Raw genomic sequence first — 15,184 nt, forward strand, 5'->3', positions numbered from 1 at the left:
TGAAAAAGAATAATTATGATTTACAAGAATATAAGAAAAGCATTGATCGTTTTTGCGGCTGTAGCTACGTTGCAGGCTTGCACAAAAAAAGAGGTTATTGACCTGACGCCCGAATTTTCGTTGGATGCTCTGTCAAATCCTTCCAGTATTAAACAGGTAGAAGAAGTGTTAACCGGGGCCTATGCAGGGTTTAGAAATGCGAACTATTATGGTTCAGGAAGTGGAACTGGTGCAGGTTGGTCTTTGATGCCAGATGTATTGAGCGATAATCTTTATGAGACAGCCAATGAAAGTTTGGCGAATTCGAGAGTAATGGCCGACTGGATTTATGATCCTTCAACTGGCCAAACCTTAAGTTTCTATTCTGCACCATATGGTGTTATTGCTGCTGCAAACATTGTGTTGAGAGATATAGATAAGTTTACAACTTCAGCCAATCAACTACAAGCAAACAGGATTAAAGGACAAGCCTACGCTATAAGGGCTCTGGCTCACTTTGATTTAATGCGCTATTTTGCCAACAGTTTTGACCGTAATAGTACAACAGAGTTGGCTTTAGGCTATACAACAGAGTTTACTGTTTCAGCTGAATTAAAACCATCTCGTCTATCGAACAAAGAGTATTACGATAAACTTTTTTCGGATATCAACACAGCTATCACATTGCTTGGAAATATCGATCAGCCTATTAATGCAGCAAGTGGTTTAACAAGACCTTTGATCGATCGTAATGCTGCGTATGCAATTTCTGCCAGAATTAACTTGTATGCTGGTAATTGGGCAGACGCAGCTACTGCAGCTACGAATGCTTTGAGCAACCGACCGTTGGCAACTACACAAGGCGCTTTTTCTGGCATGTATAATCAAACGAGCCGTGGAGAAATTATCTGGAACGTTCAGTTTGAAGCAGGGCAAGGTGGCCCTACTTTTCTTGTTTACTTTGTAACGAGTTCACGTAGTTATTTCAGACCATCTTTTGACATAGCGGTTACTGCTGGTAATAGCGGTTTGCTTCAGAGTAACGATATTAGGTATAATGCTTTCTTCAGTATTGTAAACGGGGGTCTTGCTCTCACTAAGTATCAAGGTAAAGGCACTGCAGCTGATGGATCAGCAAATTTCCCCGCAATTCGTAGTGGCGAAATGTATTTGATCCGTGCAGAAGCAAACGCACGCCTAGGTGGTGCAAATGAAATAGCTGCACTTGCTGACTTAAATGCTTTGCGGGCAGCCCGTATTTCTGGATATGTTCCGGTGGTACTTGCAGGTCAGGCTTTAATAAGTGCTATAGCTGATGAAAGAAGAAGAGAATTAGTTGGTGAAGGTCATCGCTTTTTTGATTTGAAGCGCACAACCAGAACAGTTCAACGTGGGGCTCCTTGCGGTAACACAACTCTTACTCCCGCTGGTGATTGTTCTTTGGCGCCTACAGACAGAGAATGGAACTTGCCAATTCATGATCAGATCCGCAATGCAAATCCTAATCTGAAGCAAAATCCTGGATACAATTAAAAAGTACGGATTCGGTAAATAAAAAAAATGCTCCCTTTCAAAGGAGCATTTTTTTTACCCATTACCTTGCAGGAGAATTAACTATTTTTGCCAACATCTGTTAGTTAAGCGTCGCCAATAAAATTTATGAGTTATTCCCCTTTCAATAAAGTCCGGATCGTTACCGCTGCCAGTTTATTCGACGGTCATGATGCAGCAATCAACATCATGCGCCGCATCATGCAAAGCAAAGGCGCTGAAATTATTCATCTTGGTCACAACCGGAGTGTACATGAAATTGTAGAAGCAGCGATTGAAGAAGATGCACAGGGTATTGCTATTACCTCTTACCAGGGTGGGCATGTGGAGTTTTTCAAATACATGAAAGATCTATTGGTGGAAAACGGTTGCGGTCATATCAAAATTTTTGGTGGTGGTGGAGGAACAATTCTTCCAACAGAAATTGAAGAACTGCACCAATACGGCATCACAAGAATTTATTCGCCTGATGATGGAAGACATATGGGTCTTGAAGGAATGATTGAAGATGTGATCAAACAATGTGATATTTCATTGAATGGAAGTGGTGATTATAAAAATCCGATGACGCTTGGCGAATTGAAAGATGTAAGAACGGTTGCAAGAAAGATCACCAATGCGGAAAACGGTAATGGAAATTCCAAATTCCAAATTCCAAATTCCAATGTTCCCGTTCTCGGAATTACCGGAACAGGTGGTGCAGGAAAATCATCTGTAACAGATGAAATTGTTAGGCGTTATCTCAATGCATTTTCAGATAAAACAATTGCTGTTATCTCTGTTGACCCATCAAAGAAAAAAACCGGCGGAGCATTGCTGGGCGATCGTATTCGGATGAATTCCATCTCCAGTCCACGAGCTTATATGCGTAGCCTGGCAACACGTGAAAGTGATAAAGCATTAAGTGCACATGTGCAGGAAGCGATCGACATTTGTAAAGAAGCAGGCTTTGATTTTATCATTCTCGAAAGCGCAGGTGTTGGACAAAGCGATGCATCGATACTTGATTACTGTAATGTGAGTTTATATGTGATGACACCGGAATATGGTGCAGCATCACAACTTGAAAAGATCAATATGCTTGATTATGCCGATGTAATTGCCATCAACAAATTTGATAAAGCAGGAGCGTTGGATGCATTGGCAGATGTACGTAAACAATACAAACGCAATCATCAACTGTTTATGGCGAAGGATGAAACGTTGCCGATTGTCGGCACTATCGCTTCGCAGTTTAATGATGCAGGAGTTAATGAACTATTTGAAAAAATTATTCATGCAGTTGAAACAAAAGCGAATGTAAAGTTTGGGGGAGTAGAGCATGTAGCACACCGAGATACAGTTAGCAAATCATTGATCATCCCACCTGCTCGTGTGCGTTACCTCAGCGAAATTGCAGATGCTATTAAAGATTATAATCAATTGGTAGAAGAGCAGGCAACAATTGCTTCAAAGATTTACCAACTGCAGGGAGCAAAGCAAACGCTCACGGCAGTTAATGCTTCTTCAACAGTTATTGAAGAAATAGAAAAGCAAATTCATCAACTCGCCGAACAACAAACACCAGTGGCAAAAAAACTTATTGCACACTGGCCCGAGAAAGTAAAAGCTTATCAGCAGGATTTTTACGAGTACAAAGTACGTGATAAAGTCATCAAGCAACCTTTGTTCAGCACCAGTTTAAGTGGTACAAGAATTCCGAAAGTGGTGTTGCCGAAGTATAAAGATTGGGGCGATTTATTAAAATGGCAGGCGCAGGAAAATGTGCCCGGCAGTTTCCCCTTTACATCAGGTGTGTTTCCATTGAAGCGTGAGGGCGAAGATCCAACGAGAATGTTTGCTGGCGAAGGTGGTCCCGAACGTACTAATAAACGTTTTCACTACGTTTCACTTGATCAACCGGCCAAGCGTTTATCAACCGCATTCGACAGTGTTACATTATATGGTGAAGATCCTGCTCATCGTCCCGACATTTATGGTAAAGTAGGAAACAGCGGTGTAAGTATTGCAACGGTGGATGATGCAAAAAAACTCTACAGCGGTTTCGATCTCTGTGATCCAAAGACATCGGTAAGTATGACCATAAACGGTCCGGCTCCGATGTTGCTGGCGTTTTTTATGAACACTGCTATTGATCAACAATGTGAGAAATGGATTGAGGCGAATGGGCAGCAGCACTTAGTTGATGCAGCGTTTGAAAAGAAATTCGGCAATGGAACAAAACCTGTTTATAATAATACCTCTTCACCTAATGAACTGCCTTCAGGTAACAATGGGCTTGGGTTGCGTTTACTCGGCTTAAGTGGCGATGAAGTATTGCCAGCCGATGCATATGAACAATGCAGGCAAACTGCATTACAACAAGTGCGTGGCACAGTACAGGCAGATATTTTAAAAGAAGACCAGGCGCAAAACACCTGTATCTTCTCAACAGAGTTTGCATTGAAGCTGATGGGTGATGTGCAGGAATATTTTATTCAACAGAATGTTCGAAATTTTTATAGCGTAAGCATCAGTGGTTATCACATTGCTGAAGCAGGTGCAAATCCCATCACACAATTAGCATTCACACTAGCTAATGGATTCACGTATGTTGAATACTATTTAAGCCGTGGAATGAACATTGATGATTTTGCACCGAATCTTTCTTTCTTCTTCAGTAATGGAATGGATCCTGAGTATAGTGTGATTGGAAGAGTCTCAAGAAAGATTTGGGCAAAGGCGATGAAGTATAAATACAAAGCTAATAAACGCAGCCAGATGTTGAAGTATCATATTCAAACAAGTGGCCGCAGTTTGCATGCACAGGAAATTGACTTCAACGATATACGTACCACGCTGCAGGCATTATATGCTATTTACGATAACTGTAATTCACTGCACACAAATGCATACGATGAAGCAATTACCACACCGACGGAAGAAAGTGTGCGCAGAGCAATGGCTATTCAGTTGATCATTAATCGGGAACTTGGTACAGCAAAAAATGAAAACCCAAACCAAGGTGCATTCTTAATTGAAGAGTTAACCGATTTAGTTGAAGATGCAGTAATGACAGAGTTCAACCGCATTACTGAACGTGGGGGTGTATTGGGGTCAATGGAGCGGATGTATCAACGTAATAAGATACAGGAAGAAAGTTTGTTTTACGAACATCAGAAACATACGGGCGAATTACCAATTGTGGGCGTAAATACATTCCTCAACAAAAAAGGAAGTCCAACCATTGTTCCCGGTGAAGTAATCCGCAGCACAACAGAAGAAAAAGAACAACAGATCAATAATCTGCATTCTTTCTGGAAGCGGAATGAACAACGCAGCAACGATGAACTGAAAAAGTTAAAACAGGTGGCTGTAAGTAACGGTAATATTTTCGCCCAGCTCATGGAAACGGCGAAATATTGTTCATTGGGACAGATCACTCATGCATTGTATGAAGTAGGAGGTCAATACCGTAGAAATATGTAAAAAGATGCCGCTCATGTGAGCGGCATCTTTTTAAACATCTTCATCATTCGTTCTCTTTTATTTCTTTTCCTTTCTTATCAATCATGATGAGGCTGCCATTTTTCATCACACGTGCTTGTCCATCAACAAAAAAATCAGCAAAGTTGTATTGGTATTCGAAAACCAATTTCCCGCTTTTATTAATGTAACCCCATAAGCCCTTACTGTTTGAAACCGGAGCAAGGCTTTCTGCAAAACCCCTTGCATTTTCAAACTGATACGGAATTATCACTGCGAAATTATGGTCAACAAAACCATATTTTCCATGCATGCGTACTACCGCCAATCCTTCACGGAAACAGCCGGCATCTTCATATTTAAATTCTATCAATTCTTTACCGGTTGAATCAATATAACCCCATTTGTTCTCTTTACGTACAGTTGCTTTGCCTTCACGAAGCGTCATTGCCTCATCATAGATCAGTGGCACTACCAATTCTCCTTTCATATTAACATAGCCATACTTGTTTTCTTTTGAAACTTTTGCAAGACCAAACGCAAACTCATCTACATAATCGTAAAGTTTCACCCAGCTTTGTGCACTTGAATCTAAAGCAATGAACAGCATGATCAGAATGAGATACTTTTTCATTGTTCATATTTTTAGTGTGTTAAAAATCATATGTTAAGTTAGAACCTGATCTTATCTAATTCAATGATGACAGGCATTTGCGGGGATGACGATGAGCAGAAAACGGGCTTTTCTTGTAAATACGTAACTTGCTGCCATGGGAAAACTGTGTTTACTACTAGCTGTTTTGGCGTTGTTGATCAACAGTTGTTCAAACAATCCATACAGGGTTACCAACAAATCGTATAAAAAACAGACTAAGACGTTTGCAAAATTATTAAGTCAGTATCCATTGCAGGATTCAGTAGCCAACGCTCCTTATTTTGCCGGAACGACAAACCTCTCGATGCGCAGGCCAAATTTTGTCATCATTCATCATACAGCACAAAACAGTTGCGAGCAAACATTAAAAACGTTTACGTTACCACGTACCCAGGTAAGTGCGCATTATGTGATCTGTAAAGATGGAACAGTGTATCATATGTTGAATGATTATTTGCGTGCTCATCATGCAGGTGTGAGCAAGTGGGGCAATTCGACTGACATTAATTCAAACAGTATTGGTATTGAGTTAGACAATAATGGATTTGAACCGTTTGATGAAGCACAACTCAATAGTTTGAATTTATTATTAGAGCGGTTAAAAAAATCATTCAACATTCCAACAGCAAACTTCATTGGTCATGGCGATATTGCACCAACACGTAAAAATGATCCTAACTGGCGTTTCCCCTGGCAAAAATTGAGTGAAAAAGGATTTGGCTTATGGTGGAGCGATACCAGCAATGTGCAGGTGCCTGAAAATTTTGATTATCTTACAGCTATCCGCATTGTTGGATACGATGTAAAAGACACATCGGCAGCAATTGTTGGATTTAAACGGCATTTCCTGATGGATACAACAAAAGGAATGACTCCCGAAGCAACGAAAGTGCTGTTTCAGCTGCATAAAAAATACCTGTAACTTTATTCAACGTCTGATTGTTCTAAACAGAATCATCTTTCTGTGATTGCTCCATATTAAAAGATTGCAACAGGAAACGTTTGCGATGTTGCGTCGCAAGGTTAAAACTGTATAAAAACGATATATTGCCTGTTAAAGAATCCGCTACCTTTTGAAGAATCGGTTAAATAAAAAAGTATGACAGCAGAGCAACAACGATTATCAGAAAATGCAAATAAAACTGTTCCGCTCGAACGTTGGGGACCTTACCTCAGCGAGCGGCAATGGGGAACGGTACGTGAAGATTATGGAGAACATGGAGATGCATGGGGTTATTTCCCTTTTGAACATTCTCACTTTCGTTCTTATTTATGGGGTGAAGATGGGTTGGCAGGCATCTCTGATTATTTCCAGAATCTTTGTTTTAGTGTGGCGTTATGGAATGGGAAGGATCCGATCTTAAAAGAACGCTTATTTGGCCTTGGCAACTACAGTGGTAACCATGGCGAAGATGTAAAAGAATTGTACTACTATCTCGACAATGTTCCATCACACTATTACATGGAATATTTATACAAGTATCCGCAGAGTGCATTTCCTTATAAAAAACTGTACGAAGAAAATAAGAAACGTAACAGGCTTGAACCGGAGTATGAAATTTTAGATACGCCTGTATTTCGTAATAATCATTACTTCGATGTAAAGGTGACCTATGCCAAGCAAAGTGGTAACGATGTGTTTATTAAAATTGATATCACCAATCTTTATCATCGTGCAGCCGATCTTACGGTATTACCTACACTTTGGTTTTCGAATAAGTGGAGTACTGACGAGAAGCAGATGAAGCCGTTACTTGAATATGTAAACAAGAACAGTGTGCATGCATGGCATAACCGACTTGGTGATTATTATTTCTATTTTTCTGAAGCAGATGATCTTTGGTTTACAGAGAATGAAACCAACAAGGAGAAATTCAATGGCACTCCAAACAAATCGATTTTTGTAAAGGATGCGTTTCATGATGCGGTAATCAATAAACAAAACAAGAAGAAGCTTCGTGACAAAAAAGCAGGGACCAAGTGTTCACCTGTATATGATCTGCGGCTGAAGGCGCACGAAACAAAAACAATTTATTGCAGGTTGGTAGATGGTTATATGAATCAGCCTTTTTATGAAGGCTTTGAATATTTGTTTCATCAACGTAAACAAGAGGCTGATGATTTTTATGCGTCGGTTATTTCGCCTGCATTAACAGAAGATCAGAAACGTATTTCACGCCAGGCTTATGCCGGCTTATTGTGGAGTAAGCAATTTTATTCCTTTGACGTTGAACAATGGATCAACGATGGAGATGGTATTACTTCTCCAAACAATGGGAAGAAATTTGGTCGTAATAGTGACTGGACGCATCTCAAAAACGCAGATGTTATTTCCATGCCCGATAAATGGGAATACCCCTGGTATGCAGCATGGGATCTGGCTTTTCAATGTATTGCAATGGCGGCAGTTGATCCGGTGTTCGCAAAACATCAGCTGTTGCTTATTATGCGTGAGTGGTATATGAAACCAGATGGGCAATTGCCGGCATACGAATGGAACTTTGGCGATGTAAACCCACCGGTGCATGCAACCGCTGCATGGTATGTATACAATATTGAAAAGCGCCGCACAGGAAAAGGCGATGTTCAGTTTCTTAAACGCATCTTTCAAAAACTCATTATCAACTTTACCTGGTGGATCAACCGTAAAGATGAAAATGGAAATAATTTATTTCAGGGAGGTTTCTTAGGTCTTGATAATATTGGTGTGTTCAATCGATCTCATCATATTCCCGGCAATCATCAATTGGAGCAGGCCGATGGTACTGCATGGATGGGTATGTATGCATTGAACATGATGGATATTGCGTTAGAGATTGCCATGTATGATGATGCATTTGAAGATACAGCTACACGCTTCTTTGAACATTTTGTATTGATCGCCGAAGCATTGAATGAACAACACACCTGGAATGAAGAAGATAAATTCTATTACGATGTATTGGTACTGCACGATGGAAGTCATCTGCCTTTGCGAATAAAATCGGCTGTGGGGTTAACCAGTCTGTTTGCAGTATCAACTATTCATAAAGGTAGTTTGGCAAGGCTGCGTGATTTCAGAAAACGTATTTCATGGTTTGAGAATTACCGAAAATCAAAAGGACGCTTTTGGCCGAACGAAGAAAAGAGTGATAGCGAAGAGATTCTTATTTCTCTTGTGCCGAGAGAACGTTTACTTGCAATTCTTACCCGTCTGTTGGATGAAGCAGAGTTTTTATCAGTTGGTGGCATCAGGGCTTTGTCAAAAGATCATGAAAAAAATCCTTACTCGGTTGAGATCGATGGGCAGGTTTATTCTATTCAATACGATCCGGGTGATAGTACCAGTGATATGTTTGGCGGCAACAGTAACTGGCGTGGACCAGTATGGTTGCCGTTGAATTTTCTTACCATTCAATCGATTAAAAGCTTTGGTGATTTTTATGGCGACAGTGTGAAGGTTGAATACCCGACTGATTCAGGCAACTACCTCAACCTGCGTGATGTGGCAAAACAATTATCGACACGTATTGTAAACATGTTCAGCATAAACGAAAAAGGTGAGCGACGTTGTTATGAAGATTACAATTGGTTTTATAAGCAACCGGGTAATGAACATTTGATTCTCTTCTACGAATATTTTAATGGTGACAGTGGGAAAGGATTAGGCGCAAACCATCAAACAGGATGGACGGCGCTGGTAGCAGAGTTGTTGCATGAATTTGCGTAAGGATAAATAAGCAATCTAATTCAATTCACCCGCAGGTTCATGATCATCATATTGATCTCTCAACTTCAACAATTCAATTTTCAATTGTTTAATGACGGATTGATGTGCGGCAGAATGAATAAGATTTTTTTGTTCTGCCGCATCTTTTTTCAGATCATACAACTGCCATTCATTGGCGGTATAAAAATAAATAAGCTTGTACTGCTCACCACGAACAGCAAGATGCGGAATGACCGTATGATCTTTTACAAACTCGTAGTAATGATAGTACAGATATTTCCGGCTGATCGTTTTTTGTTTACCTGTAAGCAAAGGCTTGAGGCTAACGCCATGCATTGAAGACGGAATCTTTGCGTTGGCAAAATCTAAGATCGTTGGTGCAAAATCAATATTCTGCACCATTGTATTGCTCACGGTATTTGCTTTAATGCGACCGGGCCAGCGAATAAGTAAAGGTGTTTGCATACTCACATCGTATGCAAAACGTTTATCGAACCAACCGTTTTCACCTAAATAAAATCCCTGGTCGCTGGTATAAATAACTGCGGTATTGTTGCTGAGTTTGTTTTCATCGAGATAGTTTAATATTTTTCCCACACTTTCATCAACAGAAGCGATACAGGCAAGATAATCCTGCATGTACCATTGGTATTTATATTTCAACAATTGCTTTCCACGTAATTTTTTTTCCTGTATCAGTTTGCCACGCTCTGCATAAATTTCTTTGTAGCGGTTACGTTGCGCTTCGGGCATGCGCTTGATGGTAGCATTATACACCGCAATATCATCGGCAGTTGGTTTTAATTCAGGAATATCAAGCAGGTAAGCAGGATCAACTTTCAGATCGGGACTCAAACGCATATCCAGCAAAATGCTCATCGTTTGTTTGTACCAGGCCGCTCCTCTTCCTGTAGTATCAGCATACAAAGTTGATGGTTCAGGGTATGTGCGTTTAATAAATTGCTCTAAGTGTTTCAGATCAGGAACAAAATTTCGGTGCGGTGCTTTATGATGAAAGAACAAGGCAAAAGGCTTGTTCTTATCACGATTATTTAACCAGCTCAATGCATCATCCGTAATTACATCAGCAGAATAACCTCTGGTTGTGATGGTGTCGCCGCTCATTAAGATCATTCTTGTATCGTGGTACTGACCCATGCCCGGCAATATTTTCCAGTGATCAAAACCTTGCGGACGGGAAATTAAATGCCATTTGCCGATCAATGCAGTTTGGTAACCAGCATTATTTAAATGATGCGCAATAGTAATTTTTGTTGTATCGAATGCTGTGCTGTTATTCTTAACACCATTTTTATGCGAATGCTGTCCTGTCAGTAATGTAGCACGTGCAGGTGCACAAATAGAGTTTCCTACAAACGCCCTGTTGAAACGAACACCTTCTTTTGCAAGACGATCAATATTGGGCGTTTGAATAAATTGTTTGTTGTATGCACTGATGGCATCGTTATCATGATCATCGCTCATGATATAAATGATGTTTGGCTGTTGTGCAAAAACAGATTGGCAACAAAGCAGGAAAAAGAAGAAAAATCGCATAGCCGAAAGTTACAATAGTTGCAGGATATGTAGATTTGAAAATGGATAGAAGCAAAATGTGTCAACTTTAAACGAACAGGGAGGCTACTAGCCTCCCTGTTCGTTCGAAAATTTTCATTTCTTATTTGCTATGCTTATATACTTTTCCATCTTTCATTACCCACTTTATATCACCTAACACTTTAATATTGGTGATTGGGTTTTCTTTCACCGCAATAATATCGGCAAATGCTCCGGGAATAATTTCACCGATCAAGCCTGTTTGTTCCAGTAACTCTGCTGCATTGATGGTTGCAGTTTGAATAGCCTGCAATGGATGCATCCCATATTGAATGAAGTATTCAAAATCTTTGCTTTGCGGTTCGTTCCAATCGTAACCGCCAATATCAGTGCCATAAGCGATCTTCACACCAAAGCTCATTGCTTTTTTAAAAACTTCAGGTTCCGATTCTGCGAAATATTTATTGATGAGGCTTCCTGCTTTTGCTCTTCCTTCTGCCACAAAATCGTTCACATAAATAGTTGGGCACCAGAATACATTTTTCTTTGCCATCAGTTGCATACATTCTTCATTCATGCCAAAGCCATGTTCAATACTGCTTGCACCTGCATTGATGGAATAAATAATGCCATCAGGAGTAACAGCGTGCGCCGCTAATTTTTTCCTGCTTTTGAGTGTTTCATCAGCAATCGCTTCAATTTCTTCTTTTGTAAAATTGGGAATGCTTTTGTAACCACCATTGGGCAAACGCACATAGCCACGATCGGCATAAATTTTTATCCAATCGGCACCATAGGCAATTTGTGTACGCACCGCTTTGCGTCCTTCATCAGCACCGGTAATTTCCTGTAAACCTTTGGGTAATTTCAATTCCCATGCATAATCTTTCTCCGCAATTAAATAATGCCCCGTTGTGTTGATCGCTAAGGTTGATACAAACATTCTGGGCCCGGGAATTATATTTTTATTGATCGCTTTCTTAATATCAACATCCGCATAACCTGCACCTTCGGTTCCAAGATCACGGATAGTCGTGAAGCCATTCAGTAAAGATTGATAGGCACTTTTCGATGCACGAAGCGTACGGTAAGGAATGGATTCTTTTAACACCTGTACATCATAATCTTCGGTTGTAATATCGCCTTGCAGCAATACATGTGTATGACAGTCGATCAGTCCGGGTAAAATAAAATAGTCTTTCAGATCAATTACCGAATCTGTTTTTTGTTTGAAGTTGGAGGCATCAGTAATTGATTCGATCTTGTTTCCTTTTACGAGAATCACCTGGTTCGCTAAAATTTTACCGCTACGCACATCCAGTATCTTACCACATTGAATGGCGATGGACTTCTGTTGTGCAAACGAAAAGAGGGCAACAGCCTGCAGCAGAAGCAGGAAAATAATTTTTCTCATGTGTTTGGTTTAGGAAAATGAATGTACCGAATTACTGTTATCCATAACAGTAAAAAGGATCAATGGTTCATCTTACCGTACTTCATACAATTCTTCCCATCTTGTCGTATAACGTGGGCTGCGCAGTTCTTGCCGCATCTTCCAGTCTCTGGTAGTGCCACTTGCTGCAAACTTCAACACATCATCCCGTTGACTGAAGTTGATATTGTCGATCATATCCATCAGCAACCGGCCATTGTTTTTTGTTTCAGGAAGAAATAAGTTTCCTTGAATAGAAGCATCGGGAACAAGTCCGCTCAACATCACACCTGCTTTTTTGTACAACGTTCCTTCTTTGAATAAACAATCAACCATTGCAACAGCTGGCTTAATTAATTCATTGGTAAACGAAGTAGCAGTGGGCAAAGTGGTATATGTGCTGTGTGTAATGCCACGGTTGAATGTGGCATTGTGATTTTCTTCTTTCGACACGACGAATATGCTGATGATGTTGGCAGCACTGTGTTGTCGTCTTAATTTTTCGGCAGCCCTTGATGTATAGGTAGCAACGGCCTCTTTGATATCATTGATATCGCCAACCGGGCTGCCGAACATACGAGTGGTAGCGATCATTTTTTTATTCACCAGTTCGTCCTGCATATCTTTTGATGCAATGCCATTCAGTTCACGGATCAAACGTACACCCACCACGCCACCTAAATGCAGCCTGCCAAACTCTTCACTCATTTTACTCAGCTGCAATGCATCATCAATAAACCATTGTTCTTTTAATCTCTTTGCATACTGGCCACCCACTCCCCAGATATCACCAATATGTGTTATTGCTAATGATTTTTTTATTTTCTCCATTGTGTCCAGCACAATTACGCCACCTGATTTTTCTTTATTCTTTTTTGATAAGCGATTCGCCAGCTTGGATAATACTTTGGTTGGCGCAACGCCGATGGATACTTTGATGCCTGTCCATTGTTCAACAGTTGCTTTCATATCACGTGCAATACGATCCAGCTCTTCTGTGGGGAACATACTCAGGTCCACAAACGCTTCATCTACTGAATACACTTCCACATTCTGCTCACCAATAATGGAACGCAATGTATCCATTACCCGCATACTCAAATCGCCGTACAAGTTGTAGTTACTGCTAAACACAGCCACATCATGTTTTTTAATCAATGGCTTCGCCATGAAATAAGGTCCGGCCATATCTACGCCCAACAACTTCGCTTCATCGCTGCGGCTGATAATACAGCCATCGTTATTACTAAGCACCACAACAGGCTTATTATCCAAATGTGGTTTGAATAAGCGTTCGCAGGAGCAATAAAAATTATTGCAATCAACAATGGCATACATGCTATGGTAGTTTCCATTCACAGTGTGTTGTGTGAACAGATCGGGTTGTATGGATTGTAATGTTGCTGGCATACTTTTTTAGTGCGTTGTTCAACGACCCTCTCAGGTTTATATCAATTTTTCAAACGAATGAATACTATGAATCACCACTCCCCAAATCTTAAAATCACTAAACTCCGCAAGGTTCACGGGTTTATATCTTGTATTCTCCGGTATTAAAAACGCTGATGAAAAATTTTTATGAAATCGTCGCACCAGCAATTCACCATTCAGCACCGCAACAATAATTTTTCCATTTACTAACTTCAAAGACCGGTCAACAATTAAAATATCGCCATCAAAAATGCCGGCCTGCTGCATGGCATCACCTTTCATTTTAAAAAAGAACGTAGCCGGTTTGTTTTTAATGAGCTGCTCATTTAAATCAATACCACGTTCAGCATAATCATCGGCGGCTGCACCAAAGCCGGTGGCATTGGCTGTTTTTACCTGCTGTTGCGTAAACTGTTTGCTGCCTTTGTAAGCGGCGCCAAAAAAATCTTCCCCATCCATAAAAAAAAATTTAACTCCCGCAGTGCAAAGAGTGGTGATAAAAAAATATGTCTGGGTTCGTAAGAAAGTTTGGTAAAGCTAAATCTTTTAGTAATTTAGTAATGCGGTTTCAGGAAATATTTTTTTGAAACAGCTACTTCAGCAAACCCCATCACAACAGTTCAATGATGCAACTGTTGCGCAGCATTTTATTAATCACAACTAAATGGTGGGTCATGCAATTACAATCAATCACAACAACAACCATTCCCGGCTACCGTATTTACGAGTACCTGCTTGTATTAAACCCGCATGAAGAATTAAGGAACAGGATCAAGAAAGTGAAACAGGAGTTTTATGATGTGTACAAAGCATCGTCTGCTATTGGAGGTAAGCCACACATTACCCTCGCCAATTTTCTGCAATACGGATTAATGGAAGAACGATTGGTGAATCGTCTTAACATGATTGCCATGGGCTTTCATCCTGTGAAAGTAGAGCTGCGTGATTATGGAAGTTTTCCAAGCCATACCATTTACATCAACGTAGTGAGTAAGTTGCCCATACAATCATTGGTAAAAACAATTCGTACCGAAGCGCAACGACTCATGAAACCTAACGATGAAAACAAGCCACATTTTATGTTGGAACCAACGATTGCTATTGCACGAAAGCTGCAACCCTGGCAATATGAAAAAGGTTGGCTTGAATATTCGCACAAACATTTCACCGGTCGCTTCATTGCCGATGGAATGTTGTTATTGAAACGTCCGTTGGGTGATTTGAGTTATCAAATTGTACGGCGTTTCGAATTTCAAAATCTTGCGATTACAACTAAGCAGGGAGAGTTATTTGGGTAGTCATCAATTGTGCTACTATTAAACTTTTGTTGCGTCGCACTCTTGTGCTGTAACAATGCTATTCATCTTTTTATTAACCACAGAGGCGCAGTGCACACAGAGCATTG

General features: G+C 40.3%; 10 protein-coding genes. 5 read left to right on the top strand and 5 right to left on the bottom strand.

Features of this window, described 5'->3' with window-relative positions; all coding sequences use genetic code 11:
• Nucleotides 1-15: 15 nt before the first annotated feature.
• Together WG954_RS07160 and WG954_RS07165 are read left to right on the top strand one after the other, a co-directional pair.
• Nucleotides 16-1,512, top strand: coding sequence for a RagB/SusD family nutrient uptake outer membrane protein (locus WG954_RS07160; protein ID WP_340434983.1), 1,497 nt, complete (start codon nucleotides 16-18; stop codon nucleotides 1,510-1,512).
• Between the two features lie 126 nt (nucleotides 1,513-1,638).
• On the top strand, nucleotides 1,639-4,998 hold the full coding sequence (locus WG954_RS07165) for a methylmalonyl-CoA mutase family protein (RefSeq protein ID WP_340434986.1): 3,360 nt from the start codon (nucleotides 1,639-1,641) through the stop codon (nucleotides 4,996-4,998).
• A gap of 43 nt (nucleotides 4,999-5,041) precedes the next feature.
• Here WG954_RS07165 and WG954_RS07170 read toward each other — a convergent pair whose 3' ends face one another.
• Nucleotides 5,042-5,629, bottom strand: a complete 588-nt coding sequence (locus WG954_RS07170) for a WG repeat-containing protein (RefSeq protein WP_340434987.1) — start codon at nucleotides 5,627-5,629, stop codon at nucleotides 5,042-5,044.
• Nucleotides 5,630-5,765: 136 nt separating this feature from the next.
• Here WG954_RS07170 and WG954_RS07175 point away from each other — a divergent pair, with 136 nt between their 5' ends.
• Together WG954_RS07175 and WG954_RS07180 are read left to right on the top strand one after the other, a co-directional pair.
• On the top strand, nucleotides 5,766-6,572 hold the full coding sequence (locus tag WG954_RS07175) for an N-acetylmuramoyl-L-alanine amidase (protein WP_340434990.1): 807 nt from the start codon (nucleotides 5,766-5,768) through the stop codon (nucleotides 6,570-6,572).
• Between the two features lie 177 nt (nucleotides 6,573-6,749).
• Nucleotides 6,750-9,359: an MGH1-like glycoside hydrolase domain-containing protein gene (locus WG954_RS07180; RefSeq protein ID WP_340434992.1), complete on the top strand. Its 2,610-nt coding sequence runs from the start codon at nucleotides 6,750-6,752 to the stop codon at nucleotides 9,357-9,359.
• A gap of 15 nt (nucleotides 9,360-9,374) precedes the next feature.
• On the opposite strand, the gene WG954_RS07185 is transcribed toward WG954_RS07180, so the two are convergent.
• From WG954_RS07185 to WG954_RS07200, 4 genes are all read right to left on the bottom strand, one after another.
• Nucleotides 9,375-10,916, bottom strand: a complete 1,542-nt coding sequence (locus tag WG954_RS07185) for a sulfatase family protein (protein WP_340434994.1) — start codon at nucleotides 10,914-10,916, stop codon at nucleotides 9,375-9,377.
• Nucleotides 10,917-11,037: 121 nt separating this feature from the next.
• Entirely contained in the window at nucleotides 11,038-12,330 is a 1,293-nt protein-coding gene (locus tag WG954_RS07190; RefSeq protein ID WP_340434997.1) for a metal-dependent hydrolase family protein, read from the bottom strand.
• Nucleotides 12,331-12,402: 72 nt separating this feature from the next.
• Nucleotides 12,403-13,758 (bottom strand): Y-family DNA polymerase, encoded by a 1,356-nt coding sequence (locus tag WG954_RS07195; RefSeq protein WP_340434999.1) that lies wholly within the window; start codon nucleotides 13,756-13,758, stop codon nucleotides 12,403-12,405.
• A gap of 36 nt (nucleotides 13,759-13,794) precedes the next feature.
• Complete coding sequence (locus WG954_RS07200) at nucleotides 13,795-14,238, bottom strand: LexA family protein (RefSeq protein ID WP_340435001.1); 444 nt, start codon at nucleotides 14,236-14,238, stop codon at nucleotides 13,795-13,797.
• 215 nt (nucleotides 14,239-14,453) lie between these two features.
• Here WG954_RS07200 and WG954_RS07205 point away from each other — a divergent pair, with 215 nt between their 5' ends.
• Nucleotides 14,454-15,077 (top strand): 2'-5' RNA ligase family protein, encoded by a 624-nt coding sequence (locus WG954_RS07205; RefSeq protein WP_340435002.1) that lies wholly within the window; start codon nucleotides 14,454-14,456, stop codon nucleotides 15,075-15,077.
• The last annotated feature ends 107 nt before the right edge of the window (nucleotides 15,078-15,184 follow it).

Origin of the sequence: Lacibacter sp. H375 (assembly GCF_037892425.1) — a bacterium.
Taxonomy (GTDB): domain Bacteria; phylum Bacteroidota; class Bacteroidia; order Chitinophagales; family Chitinophagaceae; genus Lacibacter.

Excerpts from the sequence above, each read along its gene's own strand:
- WG954_RS07200 (WP_340435001.1), bottom strand. The coding sequence starts at position 14,238 with ATGGATGGGGAAGATTTTTTTGGCGCCGCTTACAAAGGCAGCAAACAG.
- WG954_RS07180 (WP_340434992.1), top strand. The coding sequence starts at position 6,750 with ATGACAGCAGAGCAACAACGATTATCAGAAAATGCAAATAAAACTGTT.
- WG954_RS07170 (WP_340434987.1), bottom strand. The coding sequence starts at position 5,629 with ATGAAAAAGTATCTCATTCTGATCATGCTGTTCATTGCTTTAGATTCA.
- WG954_RS07190 (WP_340434997.1), bottom strand. The coding sequence starts at position 12,330 with ATGAGAAAAATTATTTTCCTGCTTCTGCTGCAGGCTGTTGCCCTCTTT.
- WG954_RS07175 (WP_340434990.1), top strand. The coding sequence starts at position 5,766 with ATGGGAAAACTGTGTTTACTACTAGCTGTTTTGGCGTTGTTGATCAAC.
- WG954_RS07195 (WP_340434999.1), bottom strand. The coding sequence starts at position 13,758 with ATGCCAGCAACATTACAATCCATACAACCCGATCTGTTCACACAACAC.
- WG954_RS07160 (WP_340434983.1), top strand. The coding sequence starts at position 16 with ATGATTTACAAGAATATAAGAAAAGCATTGATCGTTTTTGCGGCTGTA.
- WG954_RS07165 (WP_340434986.1), top strand. The coding sequence starts at position 1,639 with ATGAGTTATTCCCCTTTCAATAAAGTCCGGATCGTTACCGCTGCCAGT.
- WG954_RS07185 (WP_340434994.1), bottom strand. The coding sequence starts at position 10,916 with ATGCGATTTTTCTTCTTTTTCCTGCTTTGTTGCCAATCTGTTTTTGCA.
- WG954_RS07205 (WP_340435002.1), top strand. The coding sequence starts at position 14,454 with ATGCAATTACAATCAATCACAACAACAACCATTCCCGGCTACCGTATT.